Annotated in this window: 13 protein-coding genes; 8 read left to right on the forward strand and 5 right to left on the reverse strand. The window is 40.7% G+C overall.

Annotated features, from left to right (window positions below; all coding sequences use genetic code 11):
* Positions 1–256: 256 nt before the first annotated feature.
* Positions 257–1,027 (forward strand): hypothetical protein, encoded by a 771-nt coding sequence (locus tag SG0102_RS10530; RefSeq protein WP_125119880.1) that lies wholly within the window; start codon positions 257–259, stop codon positions 1,025–1,027.
* Positions 1,028–1,128: 101 nt separating this feature from the next.
* Here the strand turns inward: SG0102_RS10530 and iscB are convergent, their stop codons facing one another.
* Complete coding sequence (iscB, locus tag SG0102_RS10535; RefSeq protein WP_125119881.1) at positions 1,129–2,484, reverse strand: RNA-guided endonuclease IscB; 1,356 nt, start codon at positions 2,482–2,484, stop codon at positions 1,129–1,131.
* A 326-nt stretch (positions 2,485–2,810) separates the two neighbouring features.
* Here iscB and SG0102_RS10540 point away from each other — a divergent pair, with 326 nt between their 5' ends.
* The 7 genes from SG0102_RS10540 (at position 2,811) to SG0102_RS10570 (ending at position 11,148) form a co-directional block, all read left to right on the forward strand.
* On the forward strand, positions 2,811–3,653 hold the full coding sequence (locus SG0102_RS10540) for an IS110 family transposase (protein ID WP_157983028.1): 843 nt from the start codon (positions 2,811–2,813) through the stop codon (positions 3,651–3,653).
* A gap of 53 nt (positions 3,654–3,706) precedes the next feature.
* The gene (locus SG0102_RS10545; RefSeq protein ID WP_125118267.1) at positions 3,707–5,527 is read left to right on the forward strand and encodes an IS1634 family transposase; all 1,821 of its coding nucleotides are present in this window, start codon (positions 3,707–3,709) and stop codon (positions 5,525–5,527) included.
* A 108-nt stretch (positions 5,528–5,635) separates the two neighbouring features.
* On the forward strand, positions 5,636–6,382 hold the full coding sequence (locus tag SG0102_RS10550) for a transposase (protein WP_162300197.1): 747 nt from the start codon (positions 5,636–5,638) through the stop codon (positions 6,380–6,382).
* Between the two features lie 1,027 nt (positions 6,383–7,409).
* Positions 7,410–9,311 (forward strand): IS3 family transposase, encoded by a 1,902-nt coding sequence (locus tag SG0102_RS10555; RefSeq protein WP_157982993.1) that lies wholly within the window; start codon positions 7,410–7,412, stop codon positions 9,309–9,311.
* Positions 9,312–9,357: 46 nt separating this feature from the next.
* A complete protein-coding gene (locus SG0102_RS10560) occupies positions 9,358–9,783 on the forward strand; it encodes a hypothetical protein (protein WP_125118147.1) in 426 nt (141 codons plus the stop codon).
* 167 nt (positions 9,784–9,950) lie between these two features.
* Positions 9,951–10,604, forward strand: a complete 654-nt coding sequence (locus SG0102_RS10565; RefSeq protein ID WP_125119884.1) for a DDE-type integrase/transposase/recombinase — start codon at positions 9,951–9,953, stop codon at positions 10,602–10,604.
* On the forward strand, positions 10,585–11,148 hold the full coding sequence (locus SG0102_RS10570; protein WP_125119885.1) for a hypothetical protein: 564 nt from the start codon (positions 10,585–10,587) through the stop codon (positions 11,146–11,148). Before SG0102_RS10565 ends, SG0102_RS10570 begins: the two co-directional genes overlap by 20 nt.
* Positions 11,149–11,694: 546 nt before the next feature.
* Here the strand turns inward: SG0102_RS10570 and SG0102_RS10575 are convergent.
* From SG0102_RS10575 to SG0102_RS10585, 4 genes are all read right to left on the reverse strand, one after another.
* On the reverse strand, positions 11,695–13,155 hold the full coding sequence (locus SG0102_RS10575) for a hypothetical protein (protein ID WP_231999791.1): 1,461 nt from the start codon (positions 13,153–13,155) through the stop codon (positions 11,695–11,697).
* A 126-nt stretch (positions 13,156–13,281) separates the two neighbouring features.
* Positions 13,282–13,638: a hypothetical protein gene (locus SG0102_RS15745; protein ID WP_231999793.1), complete on the reverse strand. Its 357-nt coding sequence runs from the start codon at positions 13,636–13,638 to the stop codon at positions 13,282–13,284.
* A 71-nt stretch (positions 13,639–13,709) separates the two neighbouring features.
* Entirely contained in the window at positions 13,710–14,531 is an 822-nt protein-coding gene (locus SG0102_RS10580) for a GntP family permease (RefSeq protein ID WP_231999795.1), read from the reverse strand.
* Positions 14,532–15,677, reverse strand: a complete 1,146-nt coding sequence (locus SG0102_RS10585; RefSeq protein ID WP_125119886.1) for a glycerate kinase family protein — start codon at positions 15,675–15,677, stop codon at positions 14,532–14,534.
* Positions 15,678–15,800 lie beyond the last annotated feature (123 nt).

Here is a 15,800-nt window from a genome sequence, read left to right on the forward strand (position 1 = left end):
CTCCTTCATTGAACACTACCATTATTCTAAAAAAGGAACTTCAAACAAAGCTTAAATTTTTCTTAAAATTATGTGATCTGATCAATTTTATGTCACCTTTTTATAATTCACATAATTTTACGTTTTTACGCTTTCCATCACGCTTTTTTCGATTTTGAAAAGAATTTTATCGTAATCGTATTGTAATTTTCTCGCCTATGCATATAATAGCTAATGAGTTAAGTCTCAACTCCAAATATTTTAATGAGGTGATACTATGGCAAAGAGATTTACATTTAACGATAACGACGAAACACCTAGACAGACCGGTCCAAGACACGCGGCTGACTATGATGAAAATGCATATAACCAGCAGGAAGAACAAGAAGAAAAGAAAGGTAAAAACATTACTATTAACTTTTCTAATCCTTCCAGCTCCAAAAAGACATCAACTTTAGGATCCATAGGACGCCGAGCAAGTTCCAGTCAAGCAACGCGCTCACATTCTTCTTCCGCAGCGAAAAAAGCAGCCAGCACGCTTGGCAAAGCTGGCGGCACGCTCGCTAAAGGAGCAGCCACGGGAGCCATTAAAGGCGCTACTTCCGCAGCTTCTAAAGCTGTTAAAGCAGTCGTTGTAGCCGGCTTGATCGGTGGTGCTGGGACAGCTGGATATAAAGCATATAACTGGTTCATGAGCAACTCTTCTAATATTGTCGAAGAAGCAAAAGATAAAGCAAAGCAAAAACTAGCAGAGCATGAAAACAAATCCAACACATCGCAGTCAAGCAATACCAGCAGCTCGTCAGACAATAACACATCTTCAAATACATCATCTGATAACTCATCAGCAAGTACCAATGATGATTCTTCATCTAACAGTTCTTCAACGAGCACATCAAATGACACATCATCAGCGTCAAGTGATAATTCCTCTGCGAGCACGAATACAACATCTGATGATAACTCATCTTCAAGTAATACAAACAGCGATCAGTCAACAGATACGTCAAGTACACAGTCTACAGCTGATTCCACAACGACAGAATAAAACGGATGCCACTGGCACCCGTTTTTTTTGCTTTCATTGATATATAGGCACAAGGATACCTGCGAATTCATTCGCGGGAGGAATTGTGCCATCCTCCTTCTCTATTTAACAGGCATATACCCACCTGCATGAATAATCTTCTCTACTTTCTTAACAGGCACTGACTTCTTGGCGTCTGTCACAACATATGTGCCTTTGTTATGAACGCCCTTTGCCCTATGCTTCTCTCCGCCAATAACAACAGTATCGCCAGGACGCAGTGTAAAGTGGCTTCTTCTGATCACGCGTCTGCCTTTCGAAACTTTCCGCTCTCTGAATACGCGAAGGTTCTTCTCGGAGTGTCTTGACTCGCTTCTGTCTGTGCGTCCGCATGACAGCTCTGCACCTTTCTTCGTCTTGCCGTCTCGCGCATCAACGTATTTTGCATCAAAGAATTTTTCAAGGATGCGGTTATTCCGTCTCAGCTTCTGAAAATGCATAAAAGGCGTCCTGCGTCTTGGATGGAATTCTCCCATGGCGTAGGCGTCATTGGCATGCGACTTTTCAAGGTGTAGGACTCTTCTTGCCTCCTGCGTAGCAGCGCCATATGTCATGTGCCATTCTAAATCAGGGTGGGTGCTTTTCAGCGTTCTGAACATCTGCCATCTGACAGCGTTCATGAAGGCTGCGCCGTTAAACGTCTTCGTCCTAGGCTTCAGGTCGTACAGCTTTCCGCCCGGCTTGTGGTTTGCCGAAGTATGGCATTTTGTGCAGACGGTCAGCAGATTGCTCATGCGGTTCGTATGATCGCCTGTTTCGAAGCCGATATGATGTACTCTCAGAATAGCGCCTTCATCCGCGGTTTCCCCGCACACCTGGCATGTATAATTGTCTCGATAGAAAACGGCTTTTCTCAGCGTGTTCATGCCGTATCGCGGCCCCTTCTGATAATCATCGCCTTTAAGCACGGTGCCTGTTGCCTCAAACTCATGCATGGCGTGGACGTCAAACGAGCCCATTTCAAACGTGGCTGAGACTATCGGCATGACCTCAAGGAACCGCTCAAAAATATGGATATGCTGATCACGGATGTTTCTCAGCGACGGCGCCAGCCATCCTTCCTTTTTGGAAGCTGTCCGATTATCAAAACGGGGCTTTCTGTAGCGAAGCCTGTTTCTTCTTGCGCGGCGCATTTTCCGACGGTCATCGTGCCGCTTCTTCTCATCCTGAAGCATGTCAAATTGGCAGTCAAAATACTCGTGTTTTTCTGATTTGATGGATACACCAATATGTTTGTATCCCGTATCGCAGCAGTACTCGATCGGCTGCATATTCTCGCTTACGATTCTTGTAAGCATGATCGTGAACGGCTTATACTTAAAGATAACAGCCTTGCCGCTTTTCAGCAGCTTTCTTGCACGGTACTCGCTTGTCGGCATCAGCGGCTTTTTATCCGGCGCTACAACGCATACGCTCATGGAAATTCCTCCTCGTATAATATGTTTGTAATTTGATTAATGAATCATCGCTAATAATTGATGATTCTTTAGATTTGAATATACACTTCAAATCCAGGATAATAGATTCTGTTTTGAACCTAAGGTTGTATTCTTTCCTCCTGCGGCCCCTATGGGATGTCCGCTTCAGAAAGACTTATTCCTCAGCCAAAACAGTTCTTTATACCCTAATGAGTTTGTTGAAGCTTTGTTTGCATTGTCTTCTTATTTTCGAGGTCGCGTTTGTCTTGGCTTAGAGGTGCAGTTCAAAACAAATTACTATCAATTTATGAAATGAGGTACTTATCGTGAAAAACAATATCTTTTCAAAACAATATGATTTATTTATCGGTTTAGACGTTTCTAAAGGCAAAGCAGATGCTGCCATTTATAAACGTAACAGAGATAGAAATGTTAAATCCAAATTTGTTCGAAAGGCGATAAAGTTTAAATTCACCAAGCCAGGTGTCGATGAGTTCCTCGATACCGTTAGACATTACAAAGATGAAGACTGCCTGAGCGTTCTTTTCGCAATGGAAGTAACAGGCGTGTACTCTGACAATGTCTATATGTATATACGCGATCATCTCCAGGAAAGTGAATCAGTTAAGTTTCTGGATACTAAATTCGTTGACAGGTGGCGTGATGCACACGGTTATGCCAAATCCGATCCACTTGACGCTAAGACTATTGCACAGATGTGCGCAACTGATGATGATGCACGTTATGTTGAAAAAGCTCCTAATTACAACGAAGAAAACAACAAAAAAGGACATGCGAATCTAAAACTTCTGACGCATCGCTATCAGCAGCTGAATAAACAGCTAAATGCTGAATATAATCGACTGAGTGCACAGTGTGAAAAGTTCTTCCCCGAGCTTACCGCTGTTTTCTCAATACGTTCTGCGACTGCGCTTGCAATCTTAGAGGCATATCCTACTGCACATCATATCATTAAATCTTCTAAAAATGAAGTCTTTAATGTGGCTTACGAGGCCTCTAAGCATCGCTGTAAGGAAGCTAAAATAGACGATTTGTTCGATCTTTGTGAAAATACCATTGTTACTCGGGTATTTTACAGTTTGAGTAGAGCAAAATTCAATTTTTGCTCTTTTTTTGAACACTTTTTTGTCAAATATTTCATTTTTTAATCTAGTACTATCTCGGTAATTATGATATAATTGGTGATGAGGAGGACGACATCATGGCTAAGCGACTGAAAGTATCAAAATCAAAATATTCCGAATCGTTCACAATCATTGAGGACTACTACAATCACGACACCAAGAAGAGCACCACCTTCATCGTTGAAAGACTGGGCAATCTTAAGTCGCTAATGGAGAAGTACAACACTGATTCACGCGACGTGGTAATGCAGAACCTGAAAGCCTACGTCAATGAGCTTAGAAAGAAAGACAAGGAAGACAAAAGTGTCATTAACATAAGCATCGGCGCTAATGACCTTATTGATCTGAACTCAAAGAACGTCTTCAACATCGGCTATCTCTATATAAGAAATATTCTGTGTTCCCTGGGAATAGCTGACATCTGCAGACAAATTTCCGAGAAGTACAGATTTAAATACGATCTGACAGACATTCTTGTCGACCTAGTCTGCACCAGAGTCATCTATCCGTCATCAAAGAAGTCTTCCTATGAATCAGCCAAGAAGTTTCTGAAGGAGCCGACCTATTCCCTTGCAGATGTCTACCGCTCCCTGAAGCCGCTGTGCAATGAGCGCTACCTCATAGAAAAGAAGCTTTATGAAAACAGCTCTAAGATGTTCAAGAAGAACACTTCAGTTCTCTACTACGACTGCACCAACTTCTATTTTGAAATAGAGGAAGAGGACGATTTCAGAAAATACGGGAAAAGCAAGGAAAACAGACCAAATCCTATCGTGCAGTATGGACTGTTCATGGATGCGGACGGGCTTCCGCTAGCTGATTACGTATTCCAGGGAAACAAGAATGAGCAGTTCTCGCTCAGGGAGCTGGAAGCAAAGATCGAGGATGAATTTAAAGTCGCTAAGTTCGTGGTATGCGCTGATGCAGGATTAAACGGGTGGGAAAACAAGGTCTACAATGACATGAAGAAAAATGGCGCCTTTATAGTCACCCAGCCTATAAAAAAGCTGAAAAAGCCACTTAAGGAATGGGCCGTATCTCATGACGGATGGAAGCTTCAGGGATATCCGGATACATACAATCTTGATGATCTTGCAGACAAGGAAACCATTGAAATAGAGGGAAAGAAAAGAAAGATCAGTGATCTCGTCTTTTACAAGCAGCGATGGGAAAAGACCACAAAGAAAACAGCATCATCAAAGACAAAATACATCCTGGAAGAGCAGATTATTGTCACCTACTCGAGAAAATTTGCGGTCTATCAGAAGCACATAAGGGACAAGAAACTTGAAAGAGCCAGAAAGCTTCTTAAAAATCCCGGCAAGCTCACTAAAACCAATCAGAGAGATCCCCGCTACTACATTACCGAAACGGCCATTACCAAAGATGGCGAGGTGGCGAAGGAAAAAGTGTATGAAATTAACGAGTCCAAAATAGCAGAAGAGGAAAAGTATGATGGATTCTATGCAGTAACAACCGATCTTGAGGATGATGACCTGTCGCTAATCATCAATGCCAACAAGCAGCGATGGGAAATTGAGGAAAGCTTCGAAATAATGAAAAGCGAGCTGAGAACAAGACCGATGTATGTGCAGCAGGAGGATTCCATAAGCGGTCACCTGTTAACATGCTTCATTGCGCTGCTGGTCTACAGACTTCTTGAGAAGAAGTTCCTTAATGAAAAATATACGTGTACTGAAATATTCAGCACGCTTCGCGACCTTAACATATCTCACCTGAACGGAACATACTATGTTCCAGCATTCAACAGAACACCGCTAGTTGACGATTTAGTCGAAATTTTCGGCTTTCAACCATCAAGAAAGATCATTCAACAAAAAAATTTAAAAAAATTTCAAAGAGTAGTAAATTCTAAAAATAGTACTAAATTGAAATGACAGAAGAAAAGGCGAAATACGTTGATTTCATCAATATATTTCGCCTTTAATTACTTTATAACTGTAAAATATAGGATCATTAAATCTTCTAAAAATGAAGTCTTTAATGTGGCTTACGAGGCCTCTAAGCATCGCTGTAAGGAAGCTAAAATAGACGATTTGTTCGATCTTTGTGAAAATACCATTGTTACTCTTAATGTTCCTCAGGAAGCTGAACTGATCACCGTTGAAATGGTCAGCAGTATCAGAAATCTGCTTCAGACAAGGAGAAACTACAAGAAAATGATGGTTAATCTTGCTTCAAAACAGCCTGCATTTAAGCGTCTTCAGACATTAATCGGCGTTGGTGAAGAATCCGCAGCTATGATTCTTGGTGAGGTATATGACATAGCTCTTTCCAAGAAAGCGGAAAACTTTGCATCATACTGTGGATTAACGCCAAGAAATAAGAAATCAGGTTCATCAGTTGATACCCATGGGAAGATTTCCAAAATGGGATCGCCTATCCTCAGACACGCTATATACCTGGCATCAGAGTATGCCAGACGGCATAATCCATACCTTGCCAACCTGTTTGCAAGGGTTAAAAACGGCAATAAGAAGCGCCATAAGCTTGCAATAGTAGCTGTTGCCAATAAGATGGCACGTTATATTTACGCCATTCTTAAGCATGATAGTGATTTCGTACTGCTTTATGAGGATCTCATGAAGCTTCCGGAAGATACCCGAACCACGTTCTTCCAAAGTATTACTACTGACATTCCAGAAAAGACAAGAAGATGTATTTACAAATATTCTGATGAGAATGGTGTAGTACATGATTTTACCTTTACTGGAAATGACTTAGAAGAGTAATACTGTATGTAGATTTTTGATATAAGGCACATATATTTCAAAGACTTGTGACAACTTTCACATTTATACACACTAAGACGTTTTCTTTTTGCAATTTTTTAATACTACATATTTGTAGCACTCACCTCTAATCCAAGACAAACTCACTTGGCTTTAGAATCAGAGTAAACAAAGATTCAATTAATTTATACAATTAACAAAATCAACTCCTTTCATATTTTCTATTGACATTTAATAGTATGTCTTTCCTGTAAAATAATAACGTTTGAATATATAAACTTAATCAGCTGAGCTAAGATTGATGAATAAGTGTGCGCTTACGCACGCCTGCATACGCTTGCCAGAGGCAGTATATATGCAGCTTCTCCCTTTCAGGGTAGTTCCCATCGCCAAGGTTATCCGCAGTTGTGTATGACATGCACACTTCTCCTGCCCGTCAGAGATGTTTAATGCATGCCCGCAGAGCGAGGGACGTGGGAAGAATCCCCAGGTGCCTGTATTTTTGCGGATAACGTAGTGCCCGAAACACATTAGGCTAATCAGCTAGTACATATGTACCGACGCCAGTCTTAGACTTGCGCGAGACAAGCCTGCGACTTTAGTCGCGGGTAGTTGACAACTCCTGGAAAGTCAACATGACTTATCATTCATAAATAGTACTTATTTCTACAGTTTATTTGTTTAAGGTTACTGGGATGAGGAAACAACTTCACTGTAATAGTTATTATGTACTTTATGAGTTTTCATTTCTTACACTACTGATCGACTCGTGTATTATAGCCACACCTGGCGCTTAAGTTCCCATGGGTCTATCCCTCAACTTTCTTTATTTTCTTTCTTCTACTTATACTATAATTATAAATGTAATCGTTTTCAAGTCTTATTTTCGAAATTTGAAAATATCTTATTTTCGAAATTTGAAAATATCTTTTTAACTTCAATAAAGGACGAGTGTTTAAAATGGTACCATAGAAAGGAACATTACATTGACAGTAATGTCACCTAACCTATGGTGCCATTTTTTGTAATGAAGGTAATAATTGTTATGTCTAAAGGAACTGTAATATCTGATGAAGCCATTAAAATACTTTCAGCCAATAAATTCGTCAAACTGGTGAGATCAAATCGTATTTCATTTACCTATGAATTCAGGATCATGATGTGGGAGAGATGGATTAAATATAAAAGCATTTCATCAATTAGAGAGGTCATGAAGGAAAATGGCATTGACTACTCTCTCTTTAACGCACAAATTATTAGTCGTATTCAAAGAAATTTTAAACGCGATGGGAAACCTACTAACGGACGTATGGGTAACTCTGCCAAACGTAATAAAACAGATAAAAACTATGATCAGTTCCTCGTCTCGACCGGAAAATTCATTCGCGCACGTCGTGGCATTTCATTTTCAAAAGACTATACTGAAAAGCTCTATAGCTTATATCCTGATCAGGCAATCGAGGATGTCCTTAAATCAGATGGCTTTGATCCAGAACGAATTGGCTATCAGCGTATTCATGCGCTAAAAAGAGTATTTGACGGGGATATTGAGCCGCATGAAAAGCAAACGTTTGATCAGAATATAATCGAAGAATATACAGACCACCCAATGGTTGAAAGGATAACTGCACATAGAATCAAACTGACGGATGTATTCTACAGCGAGGCATCAATTTTCTCTGATATGCACATTAATGATATTCTCAAAATCTTTGATATTGATTCTGCAATTCTTACTATCTCCACGAAACAGCGCATAAAAAAGCAAATTACTCAATCTGATCATACATGTTCCATTCATTTAGAGGCAGGCTCATCTGATCGACTCAAAGCCATTGCCCTAAATCTTTATGAGGCACTATACAATAAAATGGCTTGTTTTCTGAAGTCTATATCCCAATGCATATGGGATCTTAGCGCCAGCCTAAGAAGAGAAGCCTTCATAATGCTTGACTCGTTAGCGGACAGTCACATTATGCCTTTAAGCCAAATCATTAGTGAAGCAGGCCTGTCAAGATCCACCTTCTACTCTATTTTAAGAAACGATGCCTACGGCAGATATGAAGAGCTAAGGAATCAGAATGAAGAAGAAGAGGTCAGGGCCATTATTGATACAATGAATTACAAAGGCTATCCCAAAGGCAAGAGAACTATCCACATGATGATGCCTGAGATTACAGGCAAAAGCTTTTCAATTAAGAAAATAGCACGTCTGATGAGAAAGCATGGACTTAATTCAGGAGTTCGAGCTCCCCGTCAGTCCCTTAAGGCTGCTCGTGAGCATCTTGAAAAATACAAGTGCCCTAATCTTCTTAAACGAAAATTCAGACTGGCCATGCCTTTTACGCACATTCTCACTGATGTTTCCTATCTGTTTTTTGGAGCAAATGGCAGAGGCTATCTTTCAGCAGTCAAAGATGCGGTAACAGGGCGCATATTAGCTGCCGTGGTGAGCGAAAACAATGATTCGGCAATGACTATGGAGACGCTGAAGCAGCTTGAACGCTACACCTTTCGCGATAATGCCATCTTCCATAGCGACCAGGGGGCACTGTATCTCAATGAAGCATTTCAGAAAAAGGTAAAGGAGCTGGGATTCAGAGAATCAATGTCCAGAAGAGGCATCTGTGAAGACAACAGTTCACAGGAAAGCTTTTTTGGCCATTTCAAGGATGAATGTGACTATACCAGCTGCAGTTCCATTGAGGAGCTGAGGGAAATGGTGCTTTCCTATGTGGAATACTACAACAACGAGAGACCACAGTGGACAAGAAATAAAATGACACCCGTGAAATACGAATCGTATCTTGAAGCCATGCCGCCTGAGCAGTTTGATTTATACATGTCCAAGGAAACTGATAAGTATGAAAAAACGAAGGCTCTTGCAACAAAAAGAGCTAAAGCGCGTGCCAACCTGATACTGTCATGATATACTACAGACACCAATAAATACATATCAGGCGGAGGAAAGCATTATGGCAAAAAGAAATAAGCAGATTAACCTGGAAAAAGCTTTAGAAGAGGCTTCTAAAAACCAATACACTGAGAAGGTAACAGATGGCAGAATCTATTACACAAGGGAATTCTATGCCCGCATGAAACAGCTGATGGATGGCGGCATGTCACCAATTAAGGCATACAAGACACTCGGATACGATGTAAACACGTTAGGAGAAGATCGCGCCTACGCAGCTGCCGGTCGCGCTGCCAGCGGACAGGCACGCAAGCCCAAGAAGGTCAGCGGCATGGTTCCGCGTGATCAGGTTGGCAATCTTTCCGATCAGGAAATGGTTGACTATCTTAATTCACGCATTGACTATCTGGAAACAGTTGTTGGAGTCGTAAAAAAAAAGGGCTCAAAACTGCTGGTGAAGGTATCATCATCGAAGAACGAGAAATAGCGGTAGATAAATGTCTTCTCGCAGATACGTATATAAGAGATCATCCTGATGTCAAAATCAGTGAGGCCTGCAAGATATTTGAAATCACTTCAAGAAAATACAGGTGCTGGAAGAAAAAACGTGAAAATCCATCTGCCAGCCAGATTCAAAAGGCTACCGAAGATGAGATGATAAAGGATAAGATGATTGATATCGTCAAAACCTTTGGCTTCGTGCCTGGGCGAAGAACATTCTGTGCTCTTTTTACTCGCATGCATTTTAATATCAATGGTCAGCCGGTTGGTGAAAAAAAAGTAACGCGTCTGATGCAGGAATTGAATTTGTTCCCCAACCTACGCCATAAGGATGCCTACAAGGGACAGGCAACATACAACCATCCTTATTATAACGTTAACGATTACGTAAAAAGATACTTCAGACAAGACCCGCGCAAGGTTATTCTCACTGATATCACTTATATTTCCTATAACGGCAATAAAAACATCTCTTATCTATGCGTATTTAAGGACGCATTTACCAATGAAATTCTTGGATGGCATATTTCTAAAAGAATGGACGTTACCCTCGTTGAAAGAGCTTATTGCATGATGATGGATCTTCATGAAAAGGAAATTGAGAAGGCATGCAAATACATGAAGGAAAATGGAAAAAAGCCTTATGTCTATATTCATTCAGACAACGGCTCTCAATACCTTTCCACCGAATTCAGAGAAATTCTAGAAGATGACGGCTTCATTCAGTCAGTATCCAGACGCGGAAACAGCCTCGATAATGCGCCAATGGAAAGCTTTTTTTGGAAGAATGAAATCTATTCTAAATGAATTAGTTGAAAAATGTCCTAACTTTGATACGGTTGAAACCATGATCAAAAACTTTATGGAACAGTATAATACAGTAATACCTCAGTATGATCTGGCAGGACAGACTCCTGAAGAATACTATCGCTATATTACTGAAGGCATTTATCAGACTGATGTTTATTTCGGCGTCTCAGCCAAAGAACTCATCACCCAGGAAGAACTGGAATCCAGACGCGAACAAGCGCGTGCTGAAAGAGCTCGACGCAGAAGCAAGCAAAACGAGTCTGGTGAATCATCTTATGAGTATAAGAGCGAACAGCATCCTTTCAAAGTGGTACAGAAGGATCAGAAGGTTATTCTAGCTCGAATCAATAAGCTACAGAGACTGATTGACGAAAATACGAAAGAAGTAGAAAAACTGGATACGCTATTGGCTGATACGAATACAGCACTCAAGTTCCTAACCAAGGCATCCGATTCAGTGATCAAGTCACTGTACTATCCTAGAAACTGGCAGAATTATCCAGAGCTATCGTATGTGAACAGAACAGGAGCAATCTATTAATAATACATCAAGTCATCCACTTCTTGTTTAAAAAATCACGTAGAGTGGTTCTTTTTGTCGTACAATAAAACTCCTGATATGGATGAATAGAAGCGAAAAAATGAGGGCAAGATTCAATTGAATCTTGCCCTCATCCTTTGTGAGCTGAAAACAAGTCGTCACTGTCAATAAATAGTCCTTGACAATGGTACCAGTTTAGTTATACCTCGTCCTTTACTGTGTGTTCATTGATTCATTATAAATTTAGAAAGGAGGAGTGGTATTTCACCACTCTCATGAAATAATGAAAATTTCGAAAAATTAAAAGTAACGTTTTTATGATCTGATTACTTTTACTATTTGTGTTTCCTCAAGTGCGCCTTCTTAAGATTTTTTTCAAACACTCGACAGTTTCACCAGACTTTCACATTCGTGCCATCGCACGTTTTACGTTCCCATGGGTCTATACCTCTCTTTCTTTAATCTTTATCCTAATTACAATATAACCACTTTTGTATGCGGTTTCAAGCAGAAATTAAAAAAAGAGGAAAACTTTTGTGTTTTCCTCTAGCGCACCTGAATAATAAAGAAGTAATGAAGATTTTTCCCTCTTGGTACATCGTAATGTTCAATCAAAGTTAAGTAATCTTTCTGTAAACGCAGATTCTTTTCAACCAAAGCAATTTCGCTCGTATATAAGAAGACATACCCACCTGCTTTGACTAAACGGCGAATTCTTTCAAAGAAGCCATCATAGAGATGCGTTAAAGATTTCTTATCATGCATTTGCGCATACGTTGGCATATCTGTCACGATTTCATCAAACAGATCGCTATTGACAAAACGTAACGCATCCTTATTGACATAGTTAATTGGCAGCTGAGCTGCTTTGGTATTTCGTTTTGCGGCTTCAAGGCCTTTGCCATAAATATCTAATCCTAAGGCAAAGCGTGCCGGTTTCATCATGCAGCGTTCGATTAAAGTAATCCCACTGCCGACAAAAGGATCTAACACTTTCGCATAGTCAATCATATACGGTTTCGCTAGTTCCATAAGTGTTGCGGCCACGTATGGCTGCATGGAATTAGAAATCACTTCTTTACGATAATCAAAACGCGGATTATGTAAAATAGATAATTTCAAATAGGCACTGATCTTCCCTGGACGTAATTCTTTTAAAAGAATTTCAATTTCATAATTCCTTGTTGCATTCAATAATTTATTTGGATATGCCTTTAACATGGTCTTTAAGACAGTATCCATCAGTTTTGGATCTTTTTCTCTAAATGTATCAGTAATCTTATAATAGAACTTATCCGCATTATCAAAAAGATTATCTAAGAGTTCTAATAAGTTTGACTGGATCAGCTGTGAGGCAATTACCTGACCATCTTTTTCCATTAAGGCACAGCCTTTTAAAGGAATAATCATATCTTTATAGTTTCTTAGCGGTAACAGATCATAAACCGAATTAGTACGCACTAAAACACCCTGTCCAACAGGCTTATATTTTAAGTGAAGCACATATTCAAAAAGCGTAAACTGATAATAAGGCAGCGTCGTTAAAATGACATCGACATCCTTATGTAACAGCTTGACCATTTTCTTTTTGTGGCTGCCATAGCTGCGAATCAGCGGATTTAAAATCTTTAACTGGGCTTGAATATGTTTTTTATCGGCATGATCATCATTCACCAAAGCTTCCTGAATCTCTTTTAATTCCCCTAAAATGCTTTTACAATCCTGTTTCGCTAAGCCTTTTAAATACCCTTCCTTCGCAAACTCGATCAGTTCGTGATGATAGCCATCTAAAAGAATCTCTTTCACCCCTGTTTTCTTAAAAGAGCCAAGTAAAATAGCCGCATTCTTACGAATTTTGGGATCCTCATCTTTTAATAATTCAACCAATTTGTTGTAAAGGCCTTCATCTCTGATTTCAACGTCATCACTGAGCGTATTTTTTAAGGCAATGAGTGACGCTCTGACATCCTGGCCGCGTAATATTTTATCTGAAATTTCTTCAATCACTTGTTATTCACCCCATACTTACATTATTGCCACATAAATATAGTATCATTATATCATATTATGAAAATAGTCACAACGAGTTTCCAAATGGAAAAACGGCCAAGACGCTATGTCTTAGCCGCTATTTTAGGCAATCAAGTAAACAAGTACCGATAAAATTGTACTCGTCAAGCCAACAATCGCTTCAAAAGCAATCAGTTTCATACGATCACCAATATCCATATTGACCGCACCGCCGGTTGCGTGGAAGAACGAACCATGCGGCAGTGAATCGATCACCGTTGCTCCGGCATGAATCATTGCCCCCGCTGATAAAGCGGGAACCCCTTTGGCGAGTAAAACTGAGGCAAAAGTCTGTGAGGCAACGGTTGCCCCCGCGGTTGTAGAAGCGGTGGCGCCCGCCATCAGAATACCAGAAATTGGCGCTAATAAGAAAGCCGGAATATTGAGGACATTAAGTAAATGGACGACATCCCCCTGCAATGCTGAGGCTTTGATAATGCCGGCAATTGTCCCCGTCCCTAAAAGCAGAATGGAAACGCCAGTGACTTTTCCTAAACCATATTCGCTAAAATCACCAAATTGCGAATATGGCCAGTCACTAACGTGCAGACCAACCCACCTACCGGCAAGGCAATCATCGGATCAACTGTAACATTGATACTTCTTAACGAGAGTAAAAGAATCACCACGATTGGCCCGGCAATTGCCTGAATAAAGGAAGGCAAAGCGCGCCCTGGTAAATCGACATCTTCTTCATTGACCAATAAGCCTTGGCGTCGTGATAACAGCTTTGCTAAAAGAACTGTCACGATCAAAGCACCGATCGCTGGTAAGATATTTTTGATCATTAACGCAGTTAAATCTACTTTAAACGCTTCTGAAACGGCGATGGTATTAGGATTTGGAGAAATAATATTGCCAGCTTTTCCGCCGCCAATCATCGCCAATAAAAGACTTTCTTTATTATAGCCCGCTTCACGGCCAATCGCTAAAGCGATCGGGGCGACCGTAATAACGGAAATATCCACAAACACGCCAACCGCGCAGATAATCATTGTCGATAAAGCAATCGCAAATAAAGCACGTGAACGCCCCAGTTTATGAACAATCACTTCGGCGATCTTTTCGGCAGAGCCGGTTTTAATGAGAGCCCCTGCTAAAATGCCGGAAGTTAAAATACGTAAGACGGAGGTCATCATACTTGCTGCGCCGGTCATCATTGTATTGACGGTTAAATCAAGATTCATCGAGCCCAGCAAACCGCCCACTAAAGCTCCTAACATAAGGGAGTAGGCAGGATGGAATTTTTTAATAATAAGAATAATTGAGAGCGCTAAGCCAATCAGTGCTCCTAACGTTGTAAATTGAGCCATTTATTTTGTTCCTTTCATCATGATTAATCGCATGACTTGTTCCGCGGTATCCGCTAAATTATTAAGGGCGTTGTCATGATTCATCGCTTCATCTAAAGTCGTCGCTTTACGCATAATCGGGAAAAAGGCATCAATGCCATGCTTATTGCAAAGAGTCGCATCTTTAGTGACACAGCCGGCAAAAGCGATCACTGGTTTGTCATATTTCTTTGCTAACTGGGCAACACCAATCGGTGCTTTTCCCATCGCTGTCTGCCCATCTAAGCGGCCTTCACCAGTAATGACAAGATCCGCTTCTTTAATCGCATCTTCTAATTTTGTTTCTTCTAAAACCATGGAAATACCTGAAACTAACTCTCCCTGTAAAAAGCTTTTAAAAGCAAAGCCCAGACCGCCAGCTGCCCCAGTACCAGGATATGTGGCATCAATCGTATCATCTAATGCTTGCGCGCATTTCGCATAATGCGCTAACCAGCCATCCATTTCTAAGACCTGAGCGGAAGTGGCCCCTTTCTGTGGTCCATAGATGGCACTTGCCCCCTGCGCTCCACAGAGCGGATTTGTTACATCGCAGGCAATCTTAAAACTGCATTCCTGTAATGCTGGTAAAACATGGGATGTTTCAATATGATCTAAATCTTTAAGCCCTTGCGCGCCTAAAGCTATAGGCTGCCCCTGAGCATCTAAAAAATCATACCCTAATGCCATTAACATGCCGACACCGCCATCATTTGTGGCTGAGCCGCCAATGCCGATGAGGAAACGACGACAGCCGCGTTTAATGGCATCTTTAATCACTTCGCCGACCCCATAAGTGGTGGCTTTCATTGGGTCTAACTGATTACGCGGAATCAAAGTAATGCCCGCTGCGCCGCTCATTTCAATAATTGCTGTCTGACTTTCCGCAATAATGCCATAAGGGCAGTTGACTTTATCCCCTAATGGCCCCGTCACCTGGACATAAACTTTATCACCGTGCATGCCTTCGGTTAATGCGTCAACAGTACCTTCCCCGCCATCCGCTAAAGGGCGCACATTGACTTCAATCGCTGAATCAACGCGTTTAAATCCAGTTTCTACGCCATGTCCAGCTTCAAGAGATGTTAAGGATCCTTTAAAAGAATCAATCGCTGTTACTACTTTCATATTTTTATACCTTTCCTTGTTTATTTTTTATCTTCATACGTATTATAGAATTTTTTAACAAGTTATGATATAGTACATATACCATATTTAAGCGTTTATATTTTTATGCTTATGTTATAAAGA

Source organism: Intestinibaculum porci (assembly GCF_003925875.1).
Taxonomy (GTDB): Bacteria; Bacillota_I; Bacilli_A; order Erysipelotrichales; family Coprobacillaceae; genus Intestinibaculum; species Intestinibaculum porci.